The following is a 20646-nucleotide window of genomic DNA, read 5'->3' as shown; positions in this document are numbered from 1 at the left end:
TGGCGCCCCGTACCCGACCACGCGGCCGCCGCACCGAAACACCAGGAGTTGATGTTGTGATCACCATGCCCGCCCGGAAACCGCGGCGCAGCGCCGCGGCGACCCGCCGAACGCCACTGCTGCTCGACCGGGCAGCCCTCAAGCGCCGGCTGGCCGACGACACGTACGACGTGCTCGTCATCGGCGGCGGCATCACCGGGGCGTACGCCGTGCTCGACGCGGCCTCGCGCGGGCTGCGCGCGGCGCTGATCGAGAAGGACGACTTCGCATCCGGCACGTCGTCGAAGTCCTCGAAGATGGTGCACGGCGGCCTGCGCTACATCGAGCAGGGCAACGTCAACCTGGTCCGGCACTCGCTCCTGGAGCGTCACCGCTTCCGCAAGAACGCCCCGCATCTGGTGCACCGGCTGCCGTTCCTCTTCCCGATCCTGGAGAAGGAGGGCATCTTCGACGCCCGCCTCGCCAAGGGCTTCGAGGGTCTGCTGTGGACGTACGACCTGGTCGGCGGCTGGCGGATCGGCAAGCTCCACCAGCGGCTCACCGTCCCCGAGGTCCTCGCGCAGGCGCCGACGCTGCGCGCGGAGAACCTCAAGGGCGGGCTGATGTACTTCGATGCCCGTACCGATGACGCCCGGCTCGTCCTCACCATCGTCCGCACCGCCGCCGCGCTCGGCGCGACGGTCCTCAACGGTGCCAGGGCCGAGGGTCTGCTGATGCAGATGGGCAGGGTGGCCGGTGCCCGGGTCTCGGCGGACGGCGACACCATCGACATCCGTGCGCGGGCCGTCGTCAACGCCACCGGGGTGTGGACCGACGAGCTCGACGCGAAGGCGGACGACGGTCACGAGCCGCAGGTGCGGCCCGCCAAGGGCGTCCACATCGTGGTGCCGTGGGACAAGGTGCGGATCAACTGCACGGTCACCGTGCCGATCCCCGGCCGGGCCCGCCGCGCGACCTGCACCCGCTGGGGCAACAGTGTCGTGCTCGGCACCACGGACGAGGACTACCGGGGCTCCCCGGACGATGTGCACTGCACCCGTGAGGAGATGGACTTCCTGCTGGAGGGCGCCAACACCGCCTTCGAGGGGAAGCTCACCCCGGACGACGTGGTCGGTTCCATCGGCGGTCTTCGTCCGCTGGTCGGCGGCAAGGAGGGCGCGACGCTCGACATGCGTCGCGACCACCACATCACCGTCGGCCGCACCGGCATGGTGACGGTGACCGGTGGCAAGCTCACCACCAGTCGGCACATGGGCGAACTCGTCATCGACAAGGTGATGACGGTCCTCGGCCGCAAGGGGAAGAGCCGCACCACCGATCTTCCGCTGCTCGGCGGCGCCGGTTACGACGCGGAGGCCGTCGCCGCATCCGGTGGCATCGCCGCCCATCTCGGCGAACGCTTCGGCACCGAGGCCCGGTTCGTCGGCGACCTGATCCAGGACGACCCCGCACTGGCCGAGCCGATCGTCGCGGGGCTTCCGTACACCAAGGCGGAGGTCGTGTACGCGGCCCGTGCCGAACTGGCCCGCTCGGTCGACGACGTGCTCTCCCGGCGGATGCGCGCCCGTCTGTTCGCCCGGGACGCCTCCGTCGACGCAGCCGAGGCCGTCGGCGCGATCCTCGGCCAGGAACTGAACCTCTCCCAGGCCGAGGTGGAGCGTTCGGTCGCCGAGTACCTCGCAGCCGTCCGTCACGAAAAGTCCGTACTCCTCGAAGGGGCAGCAGCATGATCAGCCGTCAGACCATCACCCACCCGTTCAACCGGGGCAACTACACGATCGGCGCACCCAGCTTCGCCAAGTGGGCGCAGAACACCCCGGTCGGGGAAGGCGAGGCCGCCCTCCAGACCGACCCGGTCGAAGTCCCCGAGGCCGTGGTCGAGGCGCTGCGCGGGGCCGCGCACGCGGTGCACACCTCCCGCGACGAAGTCGTCACCCGGACCCGTGACTGGTGGGCCGGCTCGATGATCGGCGAGACCGAGGGCCGTCCGGCGACGCCGAACGCCGTGATCGTCGAGGCGGCCGACGCCGACCAGGTCGCGGCCGTGCTGCGGATCTGCCACGAGGCCGGCATCCCGGTCACCCCGTCCGCGGGCCGCTCCAACGTCACGGGCGCGGCGCTCCCCGTCTTCGGCGGCGTCGTCCTGGATGTCTGCGGGCTGAACCGGATCACCGGCTTCGACGCCGAGTCGAACATCGTGGACGTCCAGGCCGGCATGTTCGGCGACCTCTTCGAGAAGCAGCTCCAGGAGGAGTACGGCGTCACCACCGGCCACTGGCCGTCCGCGTTCGCCGTCTCCACGGTCGGCGGCTGGATCGCCTGCCGCGGCGCCGGCCAGCTCTCCACCCGTTACGGCAAGATCGAGGACATGGTCGTCGGCGTCGACGTCGTGCACGCGGACGGTACGCGTGCCACGTACGGCGACTATGCCCGTGCCGCGGTGGGCCCGGACCTGCGCCAGCTGTTCGTCGGCTCGGAGGGCACGCTCGGGGTCATCGTCTCGGCGCGGCTGCGGGTCCACCCGCTGCCCGAGTACGCGAACGCCGTCGCGTTCGGCTTCAAGACCTTCGCCGAGGGCCTGGACGCCTGCCGCAGGATCATGCAGCGCGGTGCGACCCCGGCCGTCCTGCGGCTGTACGACACCCTTGAGTCGGGCACCCACTTCGGCCACCCGGAGACCAACCTCCTGCTGATCGCCGACGAGGGCGACCCGGCCATCGTCGACGCCTCGATCGAGGTGGCGCGGGAGGTCTGCGGGGCATACGGCCCCGAGCTGGACAGCCAGGCGGTCTTCGAGCGCTGGCTGGACGAGCGGATGCTGGTCGGCAAGTCCGCCGACGGCTTCGAGCCGGGTCCGGGCTTCGTCGCCGACACCCTGGAGATGGCCGCGTCCTGGACCGGCCTCCCGGTCATCTACGACGAGGTGGTCGCCGCGATCCAGTCGGTGCCCGGCACCCTGGCCGCCTCGGCCCACCAGTCCCACGCGTACACCGACGGCGCCTGCGTCTACTTCTCACTGCGCGGCGATGTGGCGCCCGAGTCGCGGCGCGACTGGTACCGCTCGGTGTGGGACGCGGCCAACGCCGTACTCATCAAGCACGCGGCGGCGCTCAGCCACCATCACGGCTGCGGTCTGCTGCGCGGCCCCTACCTGGAGGAATCCCTCGGGGCGGGCTTCGCGACGTTCGTCGCGGTGAAGAAGGCCCTGGACCCCGCCGGCATTCTCAACCCTGGCAAACTGGGCCTTCCCAGCCGATTCGGTACGTCCCCGCTGAACTGATCTCAGCAGCCACGAACCCTCCTTCTCCAGGCAGGCCCTTGCCATGACGCCTTCCCCCTCCCGGTCCGGTGCCGCACTCGACCCCCGGCTCACCGCGGCGTTCGCCGAGGTGCCCGTCGTCGCGTCGGTCGTCGGCACCCAGCCGCTGCGGCAGTTCCTGACCGCACCGGCCAAGGTGTGCATCCTCGCCTCGTTCGCGGTGGGGCAGCTGCCCCAGGTCGTGCCGGCGCTGGGCCGGGCGGGGAAGACCGTGTTCGTGAACGTGGACAGCAGCCCCGGTCTGGCTCAGGACCGGGGCGCGCTGGAGTTCATCAAGAACATGGGCGCGCACGGCGTGGTCAGCACCCGGCTCTCCCTCATAGAGAAGGGCCGCCCGCTCGGCCTGCTGACGATGATGAAGGTGTTCGTCACCGACCGGTCCAATCTTCGCCGCTCCACGGACGCCATCTCGCGCGGGGCACCGGACCTGGTCGAGATCATGCCCGCCCCGATCGTCGCCCGGATGAGCGCGCAGGCACAGCGCGCGATGTCCCCGTCGATCGCCGCCGGCTTCGTGGAAACCGCTGCGGACGTGGCGCTCGCGCTGGCCCTCGGGTCGGCCGCGGCCGCCACGTCCGACCCCCGCCTCTGGCACCTGCGCCGGGACCAGTTGCCACCGGTCCCTCCCGCCGCCCTGAAGAGGCCCGCCGCACCCCAGGAGTAATCCCCCCATGACATATGTGGTCGTAGCCCGCTACCGCACCAAGGCCGGTGAGGAAGACACCGTTCTTCCCCTGCTCGACACGATGGCCGCCGCCTCCCGCGAGGAGCCGGGCAATCTCGCCTACCGGGTCCACCAGGGCATCGAGGCCCCGCAGGAGATCGTGCTGTACGAGGAGTACTCCTCCGAGGCCGACTTCACCGCGCACTGCGCAACCCCGCACTTCCAGGAGATCGTGCTCGGCAAGGTCGTCCCGCTGCTGGAGAGCCGCGACGTGCTGCGCTGCGCTCCGCGTGCACAGGTGCAGTCGTGAAAACCCGTGCCGTGGTCCTGCGCGGGATATCGACGGCCCGCCCCTATTCCGGGACCCGCCCGGTCGAGGTGGAGGAGCTGGAGCTGGGCGCCCCGCGCGAGGGCGAGGTGCTGGTCCGTATCGCGGCCGCCTCGCTCTGCCACTCGGACCTCTCGGTGGTCAACGGCGACCGGGTCCGCCCGCTGCCGATGGCCCTGGGCCACGAGGCGGTGGGCATCGTCCAGGAGACCGGACCGGGCGTCGGCCGTGTCTCCCCCGGTGACCATGTGGCCCTCGTCTTCGTGCCCAGTTGCGGTTTCTGCGGCGACTGCGCGGCGGGCCGCCCGGCCCTGTGCGCGCAGGCGGCGGCGGCGAACGGTTCGGGCGCGCTGCTGCACGGCCCGTCGCTGCTGACCGACGCCTCCGGCGCGACGGTCCACCACCAGCTGGGTGTCTCCGCGTTCTCCGAACACGCGGTGCTGGCCCAGGAGTCGGTGGTGCCGATCCCCCAGGACATCCCGTTCACCGTCGCGTCGATGTTCGGCTGCGCGGTCCTCACGGGCGCGGGCGCGGTCATCAACACGGCGGCGCTGCGCCCCGGCCAGTCGACGGTGGTCTACGGCCTGGGCGGCGTGGGGCTCTCGGCGGTCCTGGGCGCCCGCGCGGCGGGGGCGTACCCGATCATCGCGGTCGACCCGGTCCAGGAGAAGCGCGAGCTGGCCGTCCGGCTGGGTGCGACGCATGCGTACGCCCCCGGCGACGCGATCGAGGCGATCCGCGAACTCACTTCGGGTGGCGCCGAATTGGCAGTGGAGGCGGTGGGCAGCCCCAAAGTCATGGCCGAGTGCCTGACGGTCGTGGCCCGGGGCGGCAGGGTCGTCTCGGTGGGCCTCCCCGCACCCGACCGGGTGCTGGAGGTCCCGGCGCTGGCGTTCGCGGGCGAGGGCAAGTCCTTGCTGGGCTCGTACATGGGCGACGCGGTCCCGCGCCGTGACATTCCGAGGTTCCTGGACCTGTGGCGGGCGGGCCTGATGCCGGTGGAGCAGATGCACACGGGCACGCTGCCGCTGGCCGACATCAACGCGGCGATGGAGGAGCTGGCTTCGGGCCGGGCAATCCGCCAGATCATCGACACGTCGGGGATGCTGAACGCCTGACGCATCGCCCGGAATCCGTTGACGGCGCCCCTGCCGGCTGCAGGGGCGCCGTCAGTATGCGCCTGCGGTATCCGGGGACATGCGACATGTCATTCGGGCCGCTTGTTCGCGTCATTCGCACCGGTGGGCGCATGCCGTACGGCGACCTTGCGGCGGTTGATGCGCCACCCCCTCTCGCCACGCACGATCACGTCCTCGTACGTCACACTTCCGCTCGTACCGTCCGCCTTGATTCCGATCCCTTTGGACCGGGCGTGCACCTGATCGTCACCGGCCGCGGTGAGGACGACGTTGGTGACGTGATGACTGACGAGGCCGCGTTGCCCCATCGCCCTGGCCGCGTCCCGGAAGGCTTCCAGCCCGTGCATCGATCCGTGGCCCAGGTCGGAGGCGTCGTAGACGACGTCGGCGGTGAACAGCTCGTCCAGTCGGTCGAGTTCACCGTCATCGACCAGGTGCCATTGCAGGGCGATCAGTTCATTGATGGCCAGGCGGTCCTCGGCTCCGAGTGTCATTATCCGGTCCTTTCGTGAGATCTCGCGACGGTTCGGCAGTTATACGGGGAGAGCTCCCGTATAGCCCGACAATGCAGCGGTCCTGCCACCGTGGGCTCGGGGAGTTCATCCCGGTGGAGCAGCCGCCGGGCGTTCGTAGCGCAGGAGCACGACCCCGTTGCCGAAGGTGCGGGTCTCGGCCAGTTGAAGCTGCGTCCGGGCATCCGAGGCCGGGGACAGGGGCTTGCCTCGTCCGATGAGGACCGGATGCACGTAGATGCGGTACTCGTCGATCAGGTCGTGCCGCATGAAGGACGCGGCGAGATCGGCACCGCCGAGCGACAGATCTCCGCCGGGCCGCGCTTTGAGAGCCGTGATCTCGTCGACGTCGACCTCCCTCATGATGGTGGTGTTCCAGTCGGCCCGCTCCAGGGTCCGGGAGAACACGATCTTTGGCATGTCCCGCCAGATGGCGGCAAACTCCGCCATGGGTCCGGTACTTGAGGGGTCGGAATCGGCGGTCGGCCAGAAATCAGCCATGAGTTGATAGGTCACACGGCCGTCCAGGAAGCCGCCCATGGTCCTGAGCTGCTCGTTGAAGTGAGTGTGCAGTTCGTCGTCGACCAGGTGCCAGTCGATCTCACGGTCCGGTCCCTCGACGAAGCCGTCGAGGGACATCGACATCATCAGGATGATCTTTCTCATCGCAGTCCTCTCTCATTTCTCATCGCAGTCCCCTCTCGCCGGAGCCGTCGCGCCATACGAGTGTGTAGCGCCAGAACAGTCGACGCCTGAGCCGCACGCCCGGCAACACCTGACGCGCCTCGCGAACAATGTCGGAGAAGGACATCTCCGCCGCCCGGGTCCTGGCGGTCATCGAGTCGGGGCGGGGCGCCCTGAGCCCCTTGTTCTTGATCCAGCCCATGGCGGCATTCAGTGGAATCGAGGTGCAGCTCAGCAGGTGATCACCGAGGGTCGTCTCCCGGGAGAGGCCGACCACCACCAGTGTTCCCCCTGGTGCCAGATGCTCACGGAAATGGGTGAGAGCATCGGTGAACGGCAGATGGTGGACGGTGGCGACGCAGGTGATGATGTCGTACGGGCCGGGCGGTATCCCAGCGGGCGCGTCCGCGACGGTGAAGGTCACCGGAGCGGCCTGGGCGGTCAGTTCACGGGCCCGGGACACGATATCGGGGTCGGAGTCGATTCCGTGCACCGCCTTGGCCCGTGTCGCCAGGAGCCGGGCCAGTTCTCCGCTGCCGGAGCCGACGTCCAGGGCCCTGTCGCATCTGCCGGGGAGCCGGCGCAGGATCCACGGGTGGTAGTGGGTGTTGTGGTCCCAGGGGTGGGCGGCGTTGAAGCGATCGAGGACCTGGAAGACTCGGTGCAGCAGGTTCTTCATGCCCTGATTCCAGCAGACCGGTATGCCGATCGGTTGGTGTCCGGGCCCGCCGAGAGGGACTTCGTGTGAGAGTCGGTACAGCCCGAGCAGCCGCGGTGCAGTGGGTCAAAGAGCACGCCCGGCCCGGTTCCGGCTTCCGCGGCGCCTACTTCAGCGGCTCGACGGTCGGTCTGCCGGACGACGCCGAACTGTCCCCCTTCTCCGACGTGGACATCGTCGTCGTCACCGCCGAGCCCGACCCGCCCGCCAAGCCGGGCAAGCTCCGCTTCCGCGGTGCGCTGCTGGAAGTCTCGTATCTGCCGTGGGACGACCTCTCCTCGGCCGAAGCGGTGCTCGCCTCGTACCACCTGGCAGGGAGCTTCCGCTGCGACACGGTCATCGACGACCCGACGGGCCGTCTGCGCGGGCTGCGGGCCGACGTGTCGCGCCGGTTCGCCGAGCGGTCCTGGGTGCGGCGCAGATGCCTGGACGCGGAGCGCCGGATCGAGACCCGCCTCGCCGCGTTCGACGCCTCGGCGCCGTTCCACGAACAGGTGACGGCGTGGCTGTTCCCGACCGGGGTGACCACCCACGTCCTGCTGGTCGCCGCCCTGCGCAACCCCACCGTCCGACTGCGCTACCCGGCGGCGCGCCAAGTCCTCACCGACTACGGACAGGCACACCTGTACCCGGAGCTGCTGGAACTCCTGGGGTGCGCGCGGTTGTCCGCCCGCAGGATCGGACATCATCTGGACGAGCTGGCCCGCACCTTCGGCGTCGCCGCGCAGGTCGCCCGCACCCCGTTCTTCTTCAGCAGCGACATCACCGCCGAGGCACGGCCGATCGCCATCGGCGGAAGCCGGCACCTCATCGAGCGCGGCGACCACCGCGAAGCCGTCTTCTGGATCACCGCGACGTTCGCCCGATGTCACACCGTCCTGGCCGCGGACGCCCCCGACCAGCACCTCGCCCGCCTCCCGGCGTTCCGGGAGGCCGTCGCCGACCTCGGCGTCACCTCCACCGGTGACCTTCTCCACCGTGCCGAGGAAGTCATCGGCTTCCTCCCGCGGCTGAGGCAGACCGCCGAGGAGATCCTGGCGGCCAATGCCGACATCATCGGATGAGGCGGACGAGGCGACGGGAGCCGGGTCAGTAATAGCCCGTCTCGCCGTCCAGGATCTCCCTGATGGCGTCCAGATGGCCCGCGTGCCGGGCGGTCTCCTCGATCATGTGGAACATGATCCAGCGCACGCTCGCGGCCGAGGCGTCGAAGTCCGGGTGCCGGCCCACGTCGTCGAGCGACTTCGATGCAACGATCTCGTTCGAGACCGCGATCTGCCGGTCGTAGTTGTCGAGGAGCTCTGCGAGCGGGACGCCTTCGACCATCATGTCGGCATCCTCGGGCCCGTCGAACATGGGCCCCACGGCCGGCCGGCCCAGCAGAACGACCTCGTACCAGAGGTGCTCGGCCCATCGAAGGTGTGACATGACACCCGCCACCGTCATATGGGGCGAGGACGGCAGGACGGACCGATGGGCGTCCGCCTCGGAAAGTCCTTCACACTTCCAGCGGGCAACCGCCCGCTGCATGTCGAGCCAGCCGACGAGCTGAGTCCGCTCGTCCGCGTCGTAGGGAGGGCGATTACGCGAAGGGGAAAGTGACATGGGCGCCGAGGCTACTCGATGCACGGTCACACCTCACAGCAATTTTCGGCCGCTGCGCCCCTGAAGCGACCCTCCACAACACGCCTCTCGTCCTGCTAAGTTGGCCGGCATGTTCCTCTCCCGTGCGTAGGACCCCGTACTGACCGCGCCCCGTCCCACCGGGTGCGGCACTTCGGTGTCCCCGCATGCCCGCAGCGCCGCATGCCGCGCTGCCCTCACGAGGAACGTCCTCATGCTCTCGCCTTCACCCGCGCCCTCGCGCGCCCCTTCGTATGCCACCGTCCTGCGCACTCCTCACGCCTCCCGCACCTTCGGTGCCGCCCTGCTGGGGCGGCTCTCGTACGGGATGGTCTCCCTCTCCCTGATGCTGGCGGTGAAGGACGCCACCGGCTCGTACTCCGTCGCGGGCGCCGTCATGGCTCTGTTCGGGGCGACCAGTGTCCTCCTCTCCCCCGCCCGTGCCGCACTGATCGACCGGTACGGGCCGCGACGGGCACTGCCGCCGATGGCCGGCCTCTACGCGGCACTGCTCGCCGCCCTGGCGTATGCCACCTGGCGGCCGGGCGCCTGGGCGTTCCTGCTGGGGGCCCTGGCCTCCGCGGCGGGGGCCTGCTCACCGCCGCTGGGGCCGGTGATGCGGACCCTGTGGAGCAGCCTCGTCACCGACCGGGAACTGCTGCGGCGCGCCTACGGCCTGGACGGTGTCGCCGAGGAACTCCTCTACGTCAGTGGTCCGTTGCTGGTGGGTGTGGTGGTGAAGTTCGCCTCGCCCGCGGCCGGTGTAGCGATCAGCGCCGCGCTGGTGTTCGTCGGCACGCTGGCGCTGGTGTCCTCGCCGGCGGTGCGCGGTACGGGCGCGGCAGCGTCCGACGGCACGGCGGCCGGGCCGGACCACCCACCGGCCGGGCGGCGGCTGCTGGGCATCGTCGCACTGCGGCACGCGGTGCTGGTGACGGCGGCCGTGGGGTTGTGTCTGGGGGGTCTGGATCTGCTGGTGGTGGCGTTCACCGAGCAGCGTCACCAGGGCGCGGCGGTGTCGTGGGTGCTGGCCGCGCTGTCGGCCGGGAGCGCGGTCGGCGGGATCGCCTACGGCGCCGTCTCCTGGCGGGCGTCGAACCGGGTGCGGCTGCCGCTGCTGGCCGCCGGACTGGGCGCCGCCATGGTCGGTGCGGGGCTGTCGCCCGATGTGTATGTCCTGGCCGCGGTCGCGGCGGTGGCCGGGCTGTTCGTCGCGCCCGCCCTGACCACCGCCTACCTCATCGCGGACGAGTCCGTGGGCGCGGGCAGCCGTACGCAGGCGGGTGCGTGGGTGAACACCGCGGTCAACGCCGGGTCGTCGGTGGGCACCGCGGCAGTGGGTCTGCTGGTGGACCGTCTGCCGCCGGCCGTCTGCTTCGCGGTCGCGGCGGTACCTGCGCTGCTGTGTGCGGCTGCGGTGGCGCGCGGCGCGATCAGCCGTTCCTGACCGTGATGGAGCCGTTGGTGGTGGCCAGATCGATCTTGTGGTCGCCCGCCGGGTCATTGGCGATGCCGATGTCCTTGTGACCGTGGTGGGTGCTGACGGCGACCACGTACCGGCCCGTCGGCGCAGTGACGACGATGGCCCCGTTGGATGTCCTGGCCCGGACATCCTGCGGGTTCACCGGGGTCAGTTCGATCCTGCCGTTGGAGGTCTTGGCCCGGACGGGACCAGCCAGTCCACGCCCCTCGATCCGGCCGTTGGAGGTGTGCACATCGGCCGGTCCGGTCACTCCGTCCAGCTCGATCCGTCCGGAGTGTGTGGTCACGTTCACCGGCCCCACTCGGGCCAGGACCACGGATCCGGACGAGGTCCGGCCGGAGACCGGGAGGCCCTCGGGCACCTCGACGGTGTAGGACACCGAGCACTGACTGCCGCAGCCGCTCAGCACCAGGACGCCGTTCTCGACCCGGTGCGATGCGCCTTCGGGCTTGTCCCCCCGATAGCGGACCGAGCGGTGCAGGGACACGTCGGCGGTTTTCGCCACGCCCCGCACATTCACCCGGCCGGAGCCGAGATCCAGTCGGACGGAGGTGATCTTCTGCGACACGTGGGCGTCGTCCTCGAAGGTGTTCCAGTCGATGAGACCGCATGCGCCGAGCCCGATCAGACCGCTTCCCGCCATCGTTGCCGCCATGAACGCCCTGAGCCGGTGACGCATAAATCTCCCCCTGGATCCCGATCAGCCTGGTCTCCGGCCCGCTCGGGGCCGGTGCTCAGCGCAGGCTATCCAGGCGTGTCCGGGGGCGACCATGGGGCAGACCCCCGGCTCAGGCGGGGGAAACCCCGCCGTTCCACGACATGGTGATGGACCGTCACTTTCGTTTCCGGGAGCCGCGCCAGTCGGCAGAAGGGGCGACCGCACACCCCAATCAAGGGTGTACGGCCGCCTCAAGTACGCACCTCAGAAGGTCACTTCAGGCCGAACGCCCGGATGATCTCCTGATCGATGCCGAGCCCGTCCCCGGCCTCGGAGTGCGCCTTGATCGAGACGAAGCCACCGGCCTTCTTGGGCGTCTTGAACCGGGCGGTCCAGTTGCCCTCGGAGGTCTTGCGCAGCTCCACCGCGTCCCAGGTCTCGCCGTCGTCGTAGCTGACCGACAGCGACGCCTTCTTCGCCTTCACCGCACCGTCCAGCCACTCCTGCGTACCGGAGGTGAGACCGATCTCGGTCCACTGGCCGGCCTTGACGTCACCGGCGAGGTCGGTGTGGACCTTGTAGTCCAGCTGCAGCAGCGGAAGGTCGGCCCGGTACGGGCCGTTCTCGTCCATGGCACCCGAGACGAAGTCCCACTCGGTGTGCGTGCGGGTGGAGGTCTTCCACACGTCACCGTCCCGGGTGGAGTCGAGCACGAAGCGGTACGGCAGCTTCTCCGGCGACAGGCCTCCGAAGTAGCCGGCCCGGCCCGCGACCTTCTTGATCAGGGTGTCGCCCTGGTAGACGGCGGTGGTGGTCGTGTCGTACTCGTCCTCCGGCATGGAGCCCGAGTGGCCCGCGCCCGAGTCCGTCCACGCGGTCAGGTTGAACTGCATGTCGTTGTTGACGGTACGGAACGGACCCCAGTAGCCGGTGCCCAGACGTGGACGGGTGATCGGCGCGAACCACTCGGCGGGGTAGGTGCGCCCCGCTGTGTAGTCCAGGTCGCCGCTGCGCATCTCCTGCGCGAAGTCCGTCTCGGTGGCGTTGAAGACCGAGTGGTTCTCGTACCAGAAGGAGGCGCCCGGAAGCGGGTTGACCCACTCCTCGCGGGTGCCGGGGAACTTCTCGTACTCCTCGAAGCCGAGACCCGGGCCGTAGTCCGGGATGTCGTAGCGGAAGCCCGCGCCGAGCACGTTCTTGTGACCGTAGAAGGTGTTCTCCACCTTTGCCAGCTGGCTGGTCGACGGAGCGAACGCCAGCGAACGGTCCGGGACGACGCCGTCGTGGCGGTCGACCAGGTCGTACATGTAACGGGCGTACTTGTGCTGATCGATCGTCAGTTTCGCTCCGCGCTGGACGGACTTGATCAGGTCCTCGCCCGCCAGGCGCTGGACCGAGGCGACCGGGATGGTGCCCTTGGTCCCGTAGGGGGTGTAGCTCTCCATCAAAACGCCGTCGCCGTCGTTGACGACGAACAGTGCCCCGGCGCCCGCGGCCACCGCGTTGGCGAGCCGGTCGGCGGGAGCGACCGCATCACTGCTGCGGATGACGACGGCCTTGCCCTTGACGTTCAGACCCTCGTAGTCGGCCACGGCGCCGTTGCCCGCGAAGACGCCGGCCAGCTTCTTCTCGCCGTCCTCGGCGATGGCCGCACCGCCCTGCGGGTAGACCGGCACATCGCGGCCCTCGGCCGACACGTCCAGCTGCTTCTCGCCCTGCCGCCAGCGCGTCAGGAAGGAGAAGCTGCCCCGTGTGACCTTCTTGGTGGGGCTGGCCCACAGCTGGTCGTAGGTCAACGGGATCTGGTACGCGTCGCGCTGGACCGTGCCGTCCGGTGCGGTACGTGCCATGTCATAGCGCAGCTGTCGGGTCTCGGTCTCCTTCGGCGTGCGCACACTGACCTTGCGGGCCTTGGACGCGTCGAGGGTGACCGTGGTCGCCTTGTCGAGGATCGTCTCGGGGGCGGCGAGGAAGGCCACGGCCTTCGAGTCGGGGCGGTCACCGGCGATGTCGACGGAACTCCAGGCGGTGTAGTTGCCCGGCGGCAGCCGCAGCGTGGACTCGCCCGACACCTGGACGACGCTCAGGTTCGGGTCGCCGAGCTCGCCGATGACGACCAGGCCGTCCATCGGCTTGCCGTCGCGGTCGCGGAGCCTGAGCGTCAGGTCGTACAGCTCCCGTTCCTTGTTCAGGGCGAAGCCGGTGTGCGCGACGACGGTGCCCGCCGCGTCCTTGGCGATGACCTGACCGGAGAACTGGGTGCCGCTGGCGACCTTCGACGGGTCCAGCGAGAGCACGGCCTCGGCGGTGGAACCGGCCGGGACGGTCAGCTGCTTCGTCGACAGGGTGTAGGCGTCGGCGTCCGTGTCGGTGGCCAGGTCGAGGGTGACATCCTTCGTACCGGTGTTGCGGTACGTGATGGTCCGCTGGGCGACCGGGTCGGACGCGGAGTGCGGCCAGTCGTAGGAGGCGACGGCGACGGAGCCGGTGGCCTCGATGGTGGTGTCGACGGCCGCCTTCACATCGAGCCGGCCGGTGCCCTGCTCGTACGGGGTGTACGCGTCGAGCTTCTTCGACGAGCTCATCAGCGCGTCCTTGATCCGCTGGCCGGACCAGTCGGGGTGACGCTGCTTCAGGATGGCTGCGGCGCCCGCGACATGCGGGGTCGCCATCGACGTACCGGACATCGACCGGTACATCCCGCTGACGCCCGGCACCGCCTGCGAGGCGGCCGCGTTGATGTCCACACCCGGTGCGGACAGGTCGGGCTTCAGGCCGTAGGACCTGACGAGCGGGCCCATCGAGGAGAAGTCCGCGCGGTTGTCCTTCTTGTCGACGGCGGCGACGGTGAGTGCCTTCTCCGCCGAGCCGGGCGAGCCGATGGTGCCCGCGCCGTACGCGTTGCCCGCGGCGATCACGAACAGCGGCCCGCCGTCGGCGGAGAGCGCGTCGACGGCCTGGGACATCGGGTCGGAGCCGTCGTCCGGGATGCTGGAACCGAGGCTCATGGAGACGACGTCGGCGCCTTCGGCCTTCGCCCACTCCATGGCTTCGATGATCCCGGAGTCCGCGCCGGAACCCTCGTTGCTGAGCACCTTGCCGACGATCAGGTCGGCGCCCGGGGCGACGCCCTTGTTGAGGCCCTCCGAGGCGGCGCCGGAGCCCGCGATCGTGGAGGCGACGTGCGTGCCGTGGCCGTGCTTGTCGAGGACCTCCTCGCCCGGCACGAAGCTCTTGGTTTCGAGAATGCGGTCCTTGACGTCCGGGTGGGTCGCGTCGATTCCGGTGTCCAGGACTGCGACCTTGGAGCCCTTGCCGTCGTAGCCCTCGGCCCACGCCTGCGGGGCGTTGACCTGCGGCACGGAGTCCTTGAGGGCGGCCTCCACCCGGCCGTCGAGCCAGAGCTTGGCGATGCCGTTGTCCAGCGAACGGGCCGTGGCGGTACGGGCGATGTCGTTCCAGAAGGCCCGGGTGGTGTCCTTCCCGGCCTTCAGCGCGGCGCCGTGGATGCTCTCCAGAGTGCGGGTCTTCTTCGCGCCACGAGGGGCGGCGGGCAGTGAACGGCCGTGGCTCGCCGAGTAGGTGGCGATCAGCGGAATGCCGCCCGACTTCTTGTCGTCGTACCCCATCTTGGCCAGAGCCGAGACATTGAACAGCCGGCGGTCCAACTTGCCTGCTGCGAGAAGGGAGTTGGCCTCGTCGGGCAGGACGTACAGATCGTCACCGGCCTGCTGGACATGCACGCCGCCGACCGCTCCGTCGGGGCGGTCCACGGTGACGGTGTCCTGCTTGCCGACGCCGTCAGAGTAGTGCACGACATCACCCGTGAGCAGGGTGATGTCGTACTCCTTGACGGGGGCGGCGGCCTGGCGGTCGGCGGGCCCGGACTTACCTGCGGCGGCGGAAGCGGAGCCCGCTGCGGGCAACAGTGCGCCACTCACCAGGGCGACCGAAGTCGCTATGAGCAGAGCCCTGCGTCCTGCACGAGCGGATCTCGCCCGGCCGGAAGCGGAGGAGGGTGTGAATGTCATGCAGCAGATCTAAAGGCAAAAACGAAGCTACGGTTGAGTTCACACCTGGCGTGAAGCCGCCGTGGCGGCAACCCGCCCACGGTCAATCATGGTTGACGGGACGGTTCAGGCCACGGATGTGATCAATCCCGTCGACGGCCGGCCGCCCTCGTGGTGGATCGGGGTGTGTGCGCCCTTGAGCGGTACGCCGCTGCCGCCGCGCCGGTCTGCGACGATTTCGGCGGCGATCGACAGCGCGGTCTCCTCAGGGGTACGGGCACCGAGGTCGAGGCCGATCGGCGAGTGCAGCCTGGCCAGTTCCAGCTCCGTGACGCCGACGTCACGCAGCCTGTCGTTGCGCTCCAGATGGGTACGGCGCGAGCCCATCGCTCCGACGTACGCCACCGGCAGCCTCAACGCCAGTTCCAGCAGCGGAACATCGAACTTGGCGTCGTGGGTGAGCACGCACAGGACGGTGCGCGCGTCGACGTCGGTCGTCGCGAGATAGCGGTGCGGCCAGTCGACGATCAGCTCGTCGGCCTGCGGGAAGCGGGCCTTCGTGGCGAAGACGGGGCGAGCGTCGCACAATGTGACGTGGTACCCGAGGAACTTTCCCGCCCGGACCAGTGCCGAGGCGAAGTCGATGGCCCCGAAGACGATCATCCGGGGCGGCGGGACGCTCGATTCGACGAGCAGGGTGAGCGGTTGTCCGCAGCGCGAGCCCTCGGCACCGATGGTGACGGAGCCGGTGCGGCCCGCGTCCAGCATCGCGCGGGCGTCGGCCGCAGCGGTGCGGTCCAGCTCCGGATGTCCGCCGAGCCCGCCCTCGTACGAGCCGTCGGGGTGGACGAGCAGGGGGCGGCCGAGGAGTTCCGCGGGCCCGTCGGTGATCCTGGCGACCGCCGCCGCCCGACCCCGTGCGGCGGCGGCGAGCGCGGCGGCGAACACCGACCGTGCGGGGTCGTCCGCACGGACCGGTGTCACCAGGATGTCGATGACGCCGCCGCAGGTCAGTCCGACCGCGAAAGCGTCCTCGTCGCTGTAGCCGAACTGTTCGCGCACGGTGATGCCGTCGTCCAGCGCCTGACCGCACAGTTCGTACACGGCGCCCTCCACACACCCGCCGGAGACCGATCCGATCGCCGTGCCGTCGCGGTCGACGGCGAGGGCGGCTCCCGGCTGCCGGGGCGCGCTGCCGCCGACCGCCACAACAGTGGCCACGGCGAAGTCGCGCCCCTGCTCGACCCACCGGTTGAGCTCTTCGGCGATGTCCAGCATGGCGTTTCTCCTTCTACGGGTGTGCGGAGGGGCAAAGGAGCCTTGCGGGCCGGTCCTACTTGGCGCCGACCCAGCTCTCGATCGGGCTGAGCGCGAAGTAGACGACGAACACGCCGGTCAGCACCCACATGAAGGCACCGACTTCCCGGAACTTGCCCTGTGCCGCCTTGATCGCGGCGAAGGAGATCACTCCGGCGCCGACTCCGGCGGTGATGGAGTACGTGAACGGCATCAGGGCCACGGTCAGGAAGACCGGCACCGCGACGGAGCGGTCGCTCCAGTCGACGTGGCGGGCGTTCTGCATCATCATCGCGCCGATGACGACCAGCGCGGCGGCGGCGATCGGCCCCGGCACGATCTGGGCGAGCGGGGTGAAGAACAGTCCGGCGGCGAAGAGCACACCGGTGACGACCGAGGACAGACCCGTGCGGGCCCCCTCGCCGACGCCGGTCGCCGACTCGATGAAGACGGTCTGGCCGGAGGCTCCGGAGACACCGCCGATCGCGCCGCCCGCGCCGTCGATGAACAGCGCCTTGGACAGGCCCGGCATCCGGCCCTTGCTGTCGGCGAGCCCGGCCTCCGTACCGACGCCGATGATGGTCGCCATCGCGTCGAAGAAGCCGGCCAGTACCAGGGTGAAGACGATCATGCCGACGGTCATGACGCCGATGTCGCCCCAGCCGCCGAACTCGACATGGCCGAAGAGCCCGAAGTCGGGCATCGAGACGGCGCTGCCCTGAAGTTCGGGTGCGCTGCCGCCCCACGCCTTGGGGCTGATGTCACCGACCGCGTTGACGATGACGGCGAGGATCGTGCCGACGACGATGCCGATCAGGATCGCGCCGGGCACATTGCGGGCCTGGAGCATGAAGATGAGCAGCAGGGTGACGCAGAAGAGCAGTACGGGCCAGCCGGAGAGCTGCCCGCCCACGCCGAGCGTGACCGGGGCGCCCTTGCCGACGAAGCCGGCGTTGACCAGGCCGATCAACGCGATGAACAGGCCGATGCCCATGGTGATGCCGTGCTTCAGGGCCAGCGGTATCGCGTTCATGATGATCTCGCGCAGCCCGGTGACGACCAGCAGCACGATCACCGCGCCGTACATCACGCACATGCCCATGGCCTGCGGCCAGGTCATATGGGGTGCCACCTGGGTGGCGAGCACGCCGGAGACGGAGAGCCCCGCGGCGAGAGCGAGCGGCACCTTGCCGATGAAACCCATCAGCAGAGTGGAGACGGCTGCGGCGAGCGCGGTCGCCGTGATCAGCCCGGCGTGGCTGAGCCGGTGGCCCGCCACATCCGGGCCGGACAGCAGGAGCGGGTTGAGCAGAAGGATGTAACACATCGCCATGAAGGTGGTGATGCCGCCGCGCACTTCGCGTGCGACGGTGGAGCCACGGTCGGAGATGTGGAAGTACCGGTCGAGCCAGGATCTTCCGGCGGGGACGCGCGAGCCCGGGCCCGCATCCTCCGCACTGGTCCTGGGCTCCACTGACTGCTGGGTCATGATGCCTGACTCCCAAGGTTCACAGGGGCACCCGCGATGAAGAATCGGTATGCGGGATTTGGGATGACTGCGCTGGCGGCACGACCCGGGGGACGGCCCGGGACGAACTGTTTGAGTGGAATGTGACGTGGGACGCGTTACATGCGGTGTCACCCGCACTTCGGTACTGCGGTACTGCGGTGCTGCGGATGCTGCGTAGTACTGCCCTTTCGGTGCGTGGTGGACTCAATGACCGTGAGCGGTACGGCATTTGGGTACTCCGGGCGGTGCGAGCGGCGAAAGTGCGACGTTCCTGGGAGGCACGCACCGCCCGGAGAGTTCAGGAGGAAACGGTGACTCAGGTGCCGGTGATGTGCTCGGGGCGTACCGGCGCCCTGTTGAGCTCCAGGCCCGTCGCGTTCCGGATCGCCGCGAGAACGGCCGGGGTCGACGAGAGGGTGGGGGCCTCACCGATGCCACGGAGCCCGTACGGAGCGTGGTCGTCGGCGAGTTCGAGGACATCGACCGGGATCGTCGGGGTGTCGAGGATGGTGGGGATCAGATAGTCCGTGAAGGACGGGTTGCACACCTTCGCGGTCTTCGGGTCGACGATGATCTCCTCCATGACGGCGACGCCCAGGCCCTGGGTGGTACCGCCCTGGATCTGTCCTTCGACGGACAGCGGATTGAGGGCCTTGCCGACGTCCTGGGCGCAGGCCAGTTCGATGACCTTGACCAGGCCGAGTTCGGTGTCGACCTCCACGACCGCGCGGTGGGCGGCGAAGGAGTACTGGACGTGGCCGTTGCCCTGACCGGTACGGAGGTCGAACGCCTCGGTGGGCCGGTGACGCCACTCCAGCTCGATGTCGACCGCCTCGTCCTCCAGTACGTCGACCAGATCGGCCAGCACCTCGCCGCCGTCGGTGACGACCTTGCCGCTCTCCAGGAGCAGTTCGGCGGTGGCCCAGGCGGGATGGTACGTACCGAACTTGCGGCGGCCCATCTCCAGGACCTTCTCGCGGACGGCCTCGCAGGAGTGCTTCACTGCGCCGCCGGTGACATACGTCTGCCGGGAGGCGGAGGTGGAGCCGGCCGAGCCGACCTGGGTGTCGGCCGGGTGGATGGTGACCTGGGCGACGCCGAGTTCGGTACGGGCGATCTGGGCGTGGACGGTCACGCCGCCCTGCCCGACCTCGGCCATCGCGGTGTGCACGGTCGCGACAGGTTCGCCGCCGATGACCTCCATGCGCACCCGGGCGGTGGAGTAGTCGTCGAAGCCCTCGGAGAAGCCGACGTTCTTGAGGCCGACCGCGTAGCCGATGCCGCGTACGACGCCTTCGCCGTGGGTGGTGTTGGACAGTCCGCCGGGCAGGGCCCGTACATCGGCCTGCTCGCCGGCCACCTCCCACTGGCGCTCGGGCGGCAGCGGCCTGGCCTTGACCCGGCGCAGCAGCTCGGCGACCGGGGCGGGCGAGTCGACGACCTGTCCGGTCGGCAGGAGAGTGCCCTGCTCCATGGCGTTGAGCTGCCTGAACTCGACCGGGTCCATGGAGAGTTCGGCGGCGAGCTTGTCCATCTGGGCCTCGTAGGCGAAGCATGCCTGGACCGCGCCGAAGCCGCGCATGGCGCCGCACGGCGGATTGTTGGTGTAGAGCGCGATGGCCTCGATGTCGACGTCGTCGATGACGTAAGGGCCGACGCTGAGCGAGGAGGCGTTGCCGACGACGGCCGGAGAAGCGGAGGCGTAAGCTCCGCCGTCCAGTACGATGCGGCATTTCATATGGGTCAGCTTGCCGTCGCGGGTGGCGCCGTGCTCGTACCAGAGCTTGGCGGGGTGACGGTGCACATGCCCGAAGAAGGACTCGAACCGGTTGTAGACGATCTTGACCGGCTTGCCGGTGCGCAGGGCGAGCAGGCAGGCGTGGATCTGCATCGACAGGTCCTCGCGGCCGCCGAAGGCGCCGCCGACACCGGAGAGTGTCATGCGGACCTTGTCCTCGGGCAGGCCGAGGACGGGGGCGATCTGGCGCAGGTCGGAGTGCAGCCACTGGGTGGCGACGTACAGGTCGACGCCGCCGTCCTCGGCGGGCACGGCCAGACCGGACTCGGGGCCGAGGAAGGCCTGGTCCTGCATGCCGAAGACGTACTCCCCGCTCACGATGACATCGGCGCGGGCCGCCGCCGCGTCCGCGTCGCCGCGGACGATGGGCTGGCGGTGGACGATGTTCGGGTGCGGGACGTGCCCGGCGTGGTGGTCGTCGCGACCCTCGTGGACGAGGATCGCGTCGGGGGCGGTGGCGGACGCCTCGTCGGTGATGACGGGCAACTCGCGGTAGTCGATCTTGATCTTCGCGGCGGCGCGGCGGGCCGTCTCCGGGTGATCGGCGGCGACGAGCGCCACCGGTTCGCCGTGGTGACGGACCTTGCCGTGGGCGAGGACCGGGGTGTCCTGGATCTCGAGCCCGTAGTTCTTCACCGAGGTCGGCAGGTCGTCGTAGGTGAGTACGGCGTAGACGCCGGACGTGGCGAGCGCTTCCGAAGTGTCGATGGAGACGATCTCGGCGTGCGCGACCGTGGAGCGCAGCGTGTGGCCCCAGAGCATGTCCTCGTGCCACATGTCGGAGGAGTACGCGAACTCGCCGGTGACCTTCAGGATGCCGTCGGGCCGCATCGTGGACTCACCGATGCCGCCCTTGGTGCGGGTGCCCTGGTTGATGCTGGTGGGGTTGCCGGTAACGCCCATC

Annotated in this window: 16 protein-coding genes; 7 read left to right on the top strand and 9 right to left on the bottom strand. The window is 69.7% G+C overall.

Annotated elements, in window-relative coordinates; translation table 11 throughout:
* The first annotated feature begins 56 nt into the window (after positions 1-56).
* Genes ACIPEK_RS32345 through ACIPEK_RS32325 form a run of 5 tightly spaced genes read left to right on the top strand, consistent with a single transcriptional unit; the run spans position 57 to position 5429 of the window.
* Positions 57-1730, top strand: coding sequence for an FAD-dependent oxidoreductase (locus ACIPEK_RS32345; RefSeq protein WP_402003423.1), 1674 nt, complete (start codon positions 57-59; stop codon positions 1728-1730).
* Positions 1727-3280 carry an FAD-binding oxidoreductase gene (locus ACIPEK_RS32340; protein ID WP_402003420.1) on the top strand — a complete coding sequence of 518 codons (1554 nt, stop codon included), beginning with the start codon at positions 1727-1729 and terminating at the stop codon, positions 3278-3280. Before ACIPEK_RS32345 ends, ACIPEK_RS32340 begins: the two co-directional genes overlap by 4 nt.
* A gap of 43 nt (positions 3281-3323) precedes the next feature.
* The gene (locus tag ACIPEK_RS32335; RefSeq protein WP_383077844.1) at positions 3324-3983 is read left to right on the top strand and encodes a glycerol-3-phosphate responsive antiterminator; all 660 of its coding nucleotides are present in this window, start codon (positions 3324-3326) and stop codon (positions 3981-3983) included.
* Between the two features lie 7 nt (positions 3984-3990).
* Complete coding sequence (locus ACIPEK_RS32330) at positions 3991-4293, top strand: putative quinol monooxygenase (protein WP_402003416.1); 303 nt, start codon at positions 3991-3993, stop codon at positions 4291-4293.
* Entirely contained in the window at positions 4290-5429 is a 1140-nt protein-coding gene (locus ACIPEK_RS32325) for a zinc-binding dehydrogenase (protein ID WP_402003413.1), read from the top strand. The genes ACIPEK_RS32330 and ACIPEK_RS32325 overlap by 4 nt, the downstream gene beginning before the upstream one ends.
* A gap of 89 nt (positions 5430-5518) precedes the next feature.
* Here the strand turns inward: ACIPEK_RS32325 and ACIPEK_RS32320 are convergent, their stop codons facing one another.
* The 3 genes from ACIPEK_RS32320 to ACIPEK_RS32310 form a co-directional block, all read right to left on the bottom strand.
* On the bottom strand, positions 5519-5944 hold the full coding sequence (locus ACIPEK_RS32320; protein ID WP_402003410.1) for a nuclear transport factor 2 family protein: 426 nt from the start codon (positions 5942-5944) through the stop codon (positions 5519-5521).
* Positions 5945-6049: 105 nt separating this feature from the next.
* Positions 6050-6628, bottom strand: a complete 579-nt coding sequence (locus tag ACIPEK_RS32315; RefSeq protein WP_402003407.1) for a dihydrofolate reductase family protein — start codon at positions 6626-6628, stop codon at positions 6050-6052.
* A gap of 19 nt (positions 6629-6647) precedes the next feature.
* Positions 6648-7325 carry a class I SAM-dependent methyltransferase gene (locus tag ACIPEK_RS32310; protein ID WP_402003404.1) on the bottom strand — a complete coding sequence of 226 codons (678 nt, stop codon included), beginning with the start codon at positions 7323-7325 and terminating at the stop codon, positions 6648-6650.
* A gap of 65 nt (positions 7326-7390) precedes the next feature.
* On the opposite strand from ACIPEK_RS32310, the gene ACIPEK_RS32305 reads away from it, so the two are divergent.
* Complete coding sequence (locus ACIPEK_RS32305; protein WP_402003401.1) at positions 7391-8428, top strand: hypothetical protein; 1038 nt, start codon at positions 7391-7393, stop codon at positions 8426-8428.
* A 25-nt stretch (positions 8429-8453) separates the two neighbouring features.
* Here ACIPEK_RS32305 and ACIPEK_RS32300 read toward each other — a convergent pair whose 3' ends face one another.
* Positions 8454-8969 carry a DinB family protein gene (locus ACIPEK_RS32300; protein WP_402003398.1) on the bottom strand — a complete coding sequence of 172 codons (516 nt, stop codon included), beginning with the start codon at positions 8967-8969 and terminating at the stop codon, positions 8454-8456.
* A gap of 232 nt (positions 8970-9201) precedes the next feature.
* Here ACIPEK_RS32300 and ACIPEK_RS32295 point away from each other — a divergent pair, with 232 nt between their 5' ends.
* On the top strand, positions 9202-10434 hold the full coding sequence (locus tag ACIPEK_RS32295) for an MFS transporter (protein WP_402003395.1): 1233 nt from the start codon (positions 9202-9204) through the stop codon (positions 10432-10434).
* Here ACIPEK_RS32295 and ACIPEK_RS32290 read toward each other — a convergent pair.
* The 5 genes from ACIPEK_RS32290 to ACIPEK_RS32270 form a co-directional block, all read right to left on the bottom strand.
* The gene (locus ACIPEK_RS32290; protein ID WP_402003392.1) at positions 10421-11149 is read right to left on the bottom strand and encodes a DUF4097 family beta strand repeat-containing protein; all 729 of its coding nucleotides are present in this window, start codon (positions 11147-11149) and stop codon (positions 10421-10423) included. The two genes, ACIPEK_RS32295 and ACIPEK_RS32290, sit on opposite strands and share 14 nt — an antisense overlap.
* 251 nt (positions 11150-11400) lie before the next feature.
* Positions 11401-15159, bottom strand: a complete 3759-nt coding sequence (locus tag ACIPEK_RS32285) for a S8 family serine peptidase (protein ID WP_402003389.1) — start codon at positions 15157-15159, stop codon at positions 11401-11403.
* A gap of 105 nt (positions 15160-15264) precedes the next feature.
* Positions 15265-16416: an XdhC family protein gene (locus ACIPEK_RS32280; RefSeq protein ID WP_402003386.1), complete on the bottom strand. Its 1152-nt coding sequence runs from the start codon at positions 16414-16416 to the stop codon at positions 15265-15267.
* A gap of 55 nt (positions 16417-16471) precedes the next feature.
* Positions 16472-17923 (bottom strand): NCS2 family permease, encoded by a 1452-nt coding sequence (locus tag ACIPEK_RS32275; RefSeq protein ID WP_402003383.1) that lies wholly within the window; start codon positions 17921-17923, stop codon positions 16472-16474.
* Positions 17924-18260: 337 nt separating this feature from the next.
* On the bottom strand, positions 18261-20645 hold the full coding sequence (locus tag ACIPEK_RS32270; protein WP_402003380.1) for a xanthine dehydrogenase family protein molybdopterin-binding subunit: 2385 nt from the start codon (positions 20643-20645) through the stop codon (positions 18261-18263).
* Position 20646: the final 1 nt, after the last annotated feature.

This window comes from Streptomyces sp. NPDC088246, assembly GCF_044741025.1.
Classification (GTDB): Bacteria; Actinomycetota; Actinomycetes; order Streptomycetales; family Streptomycetaceae; genus Streptomyces.
This window is presented reverse-complemented; position numbering and strand designations above follow the sequence as displayed.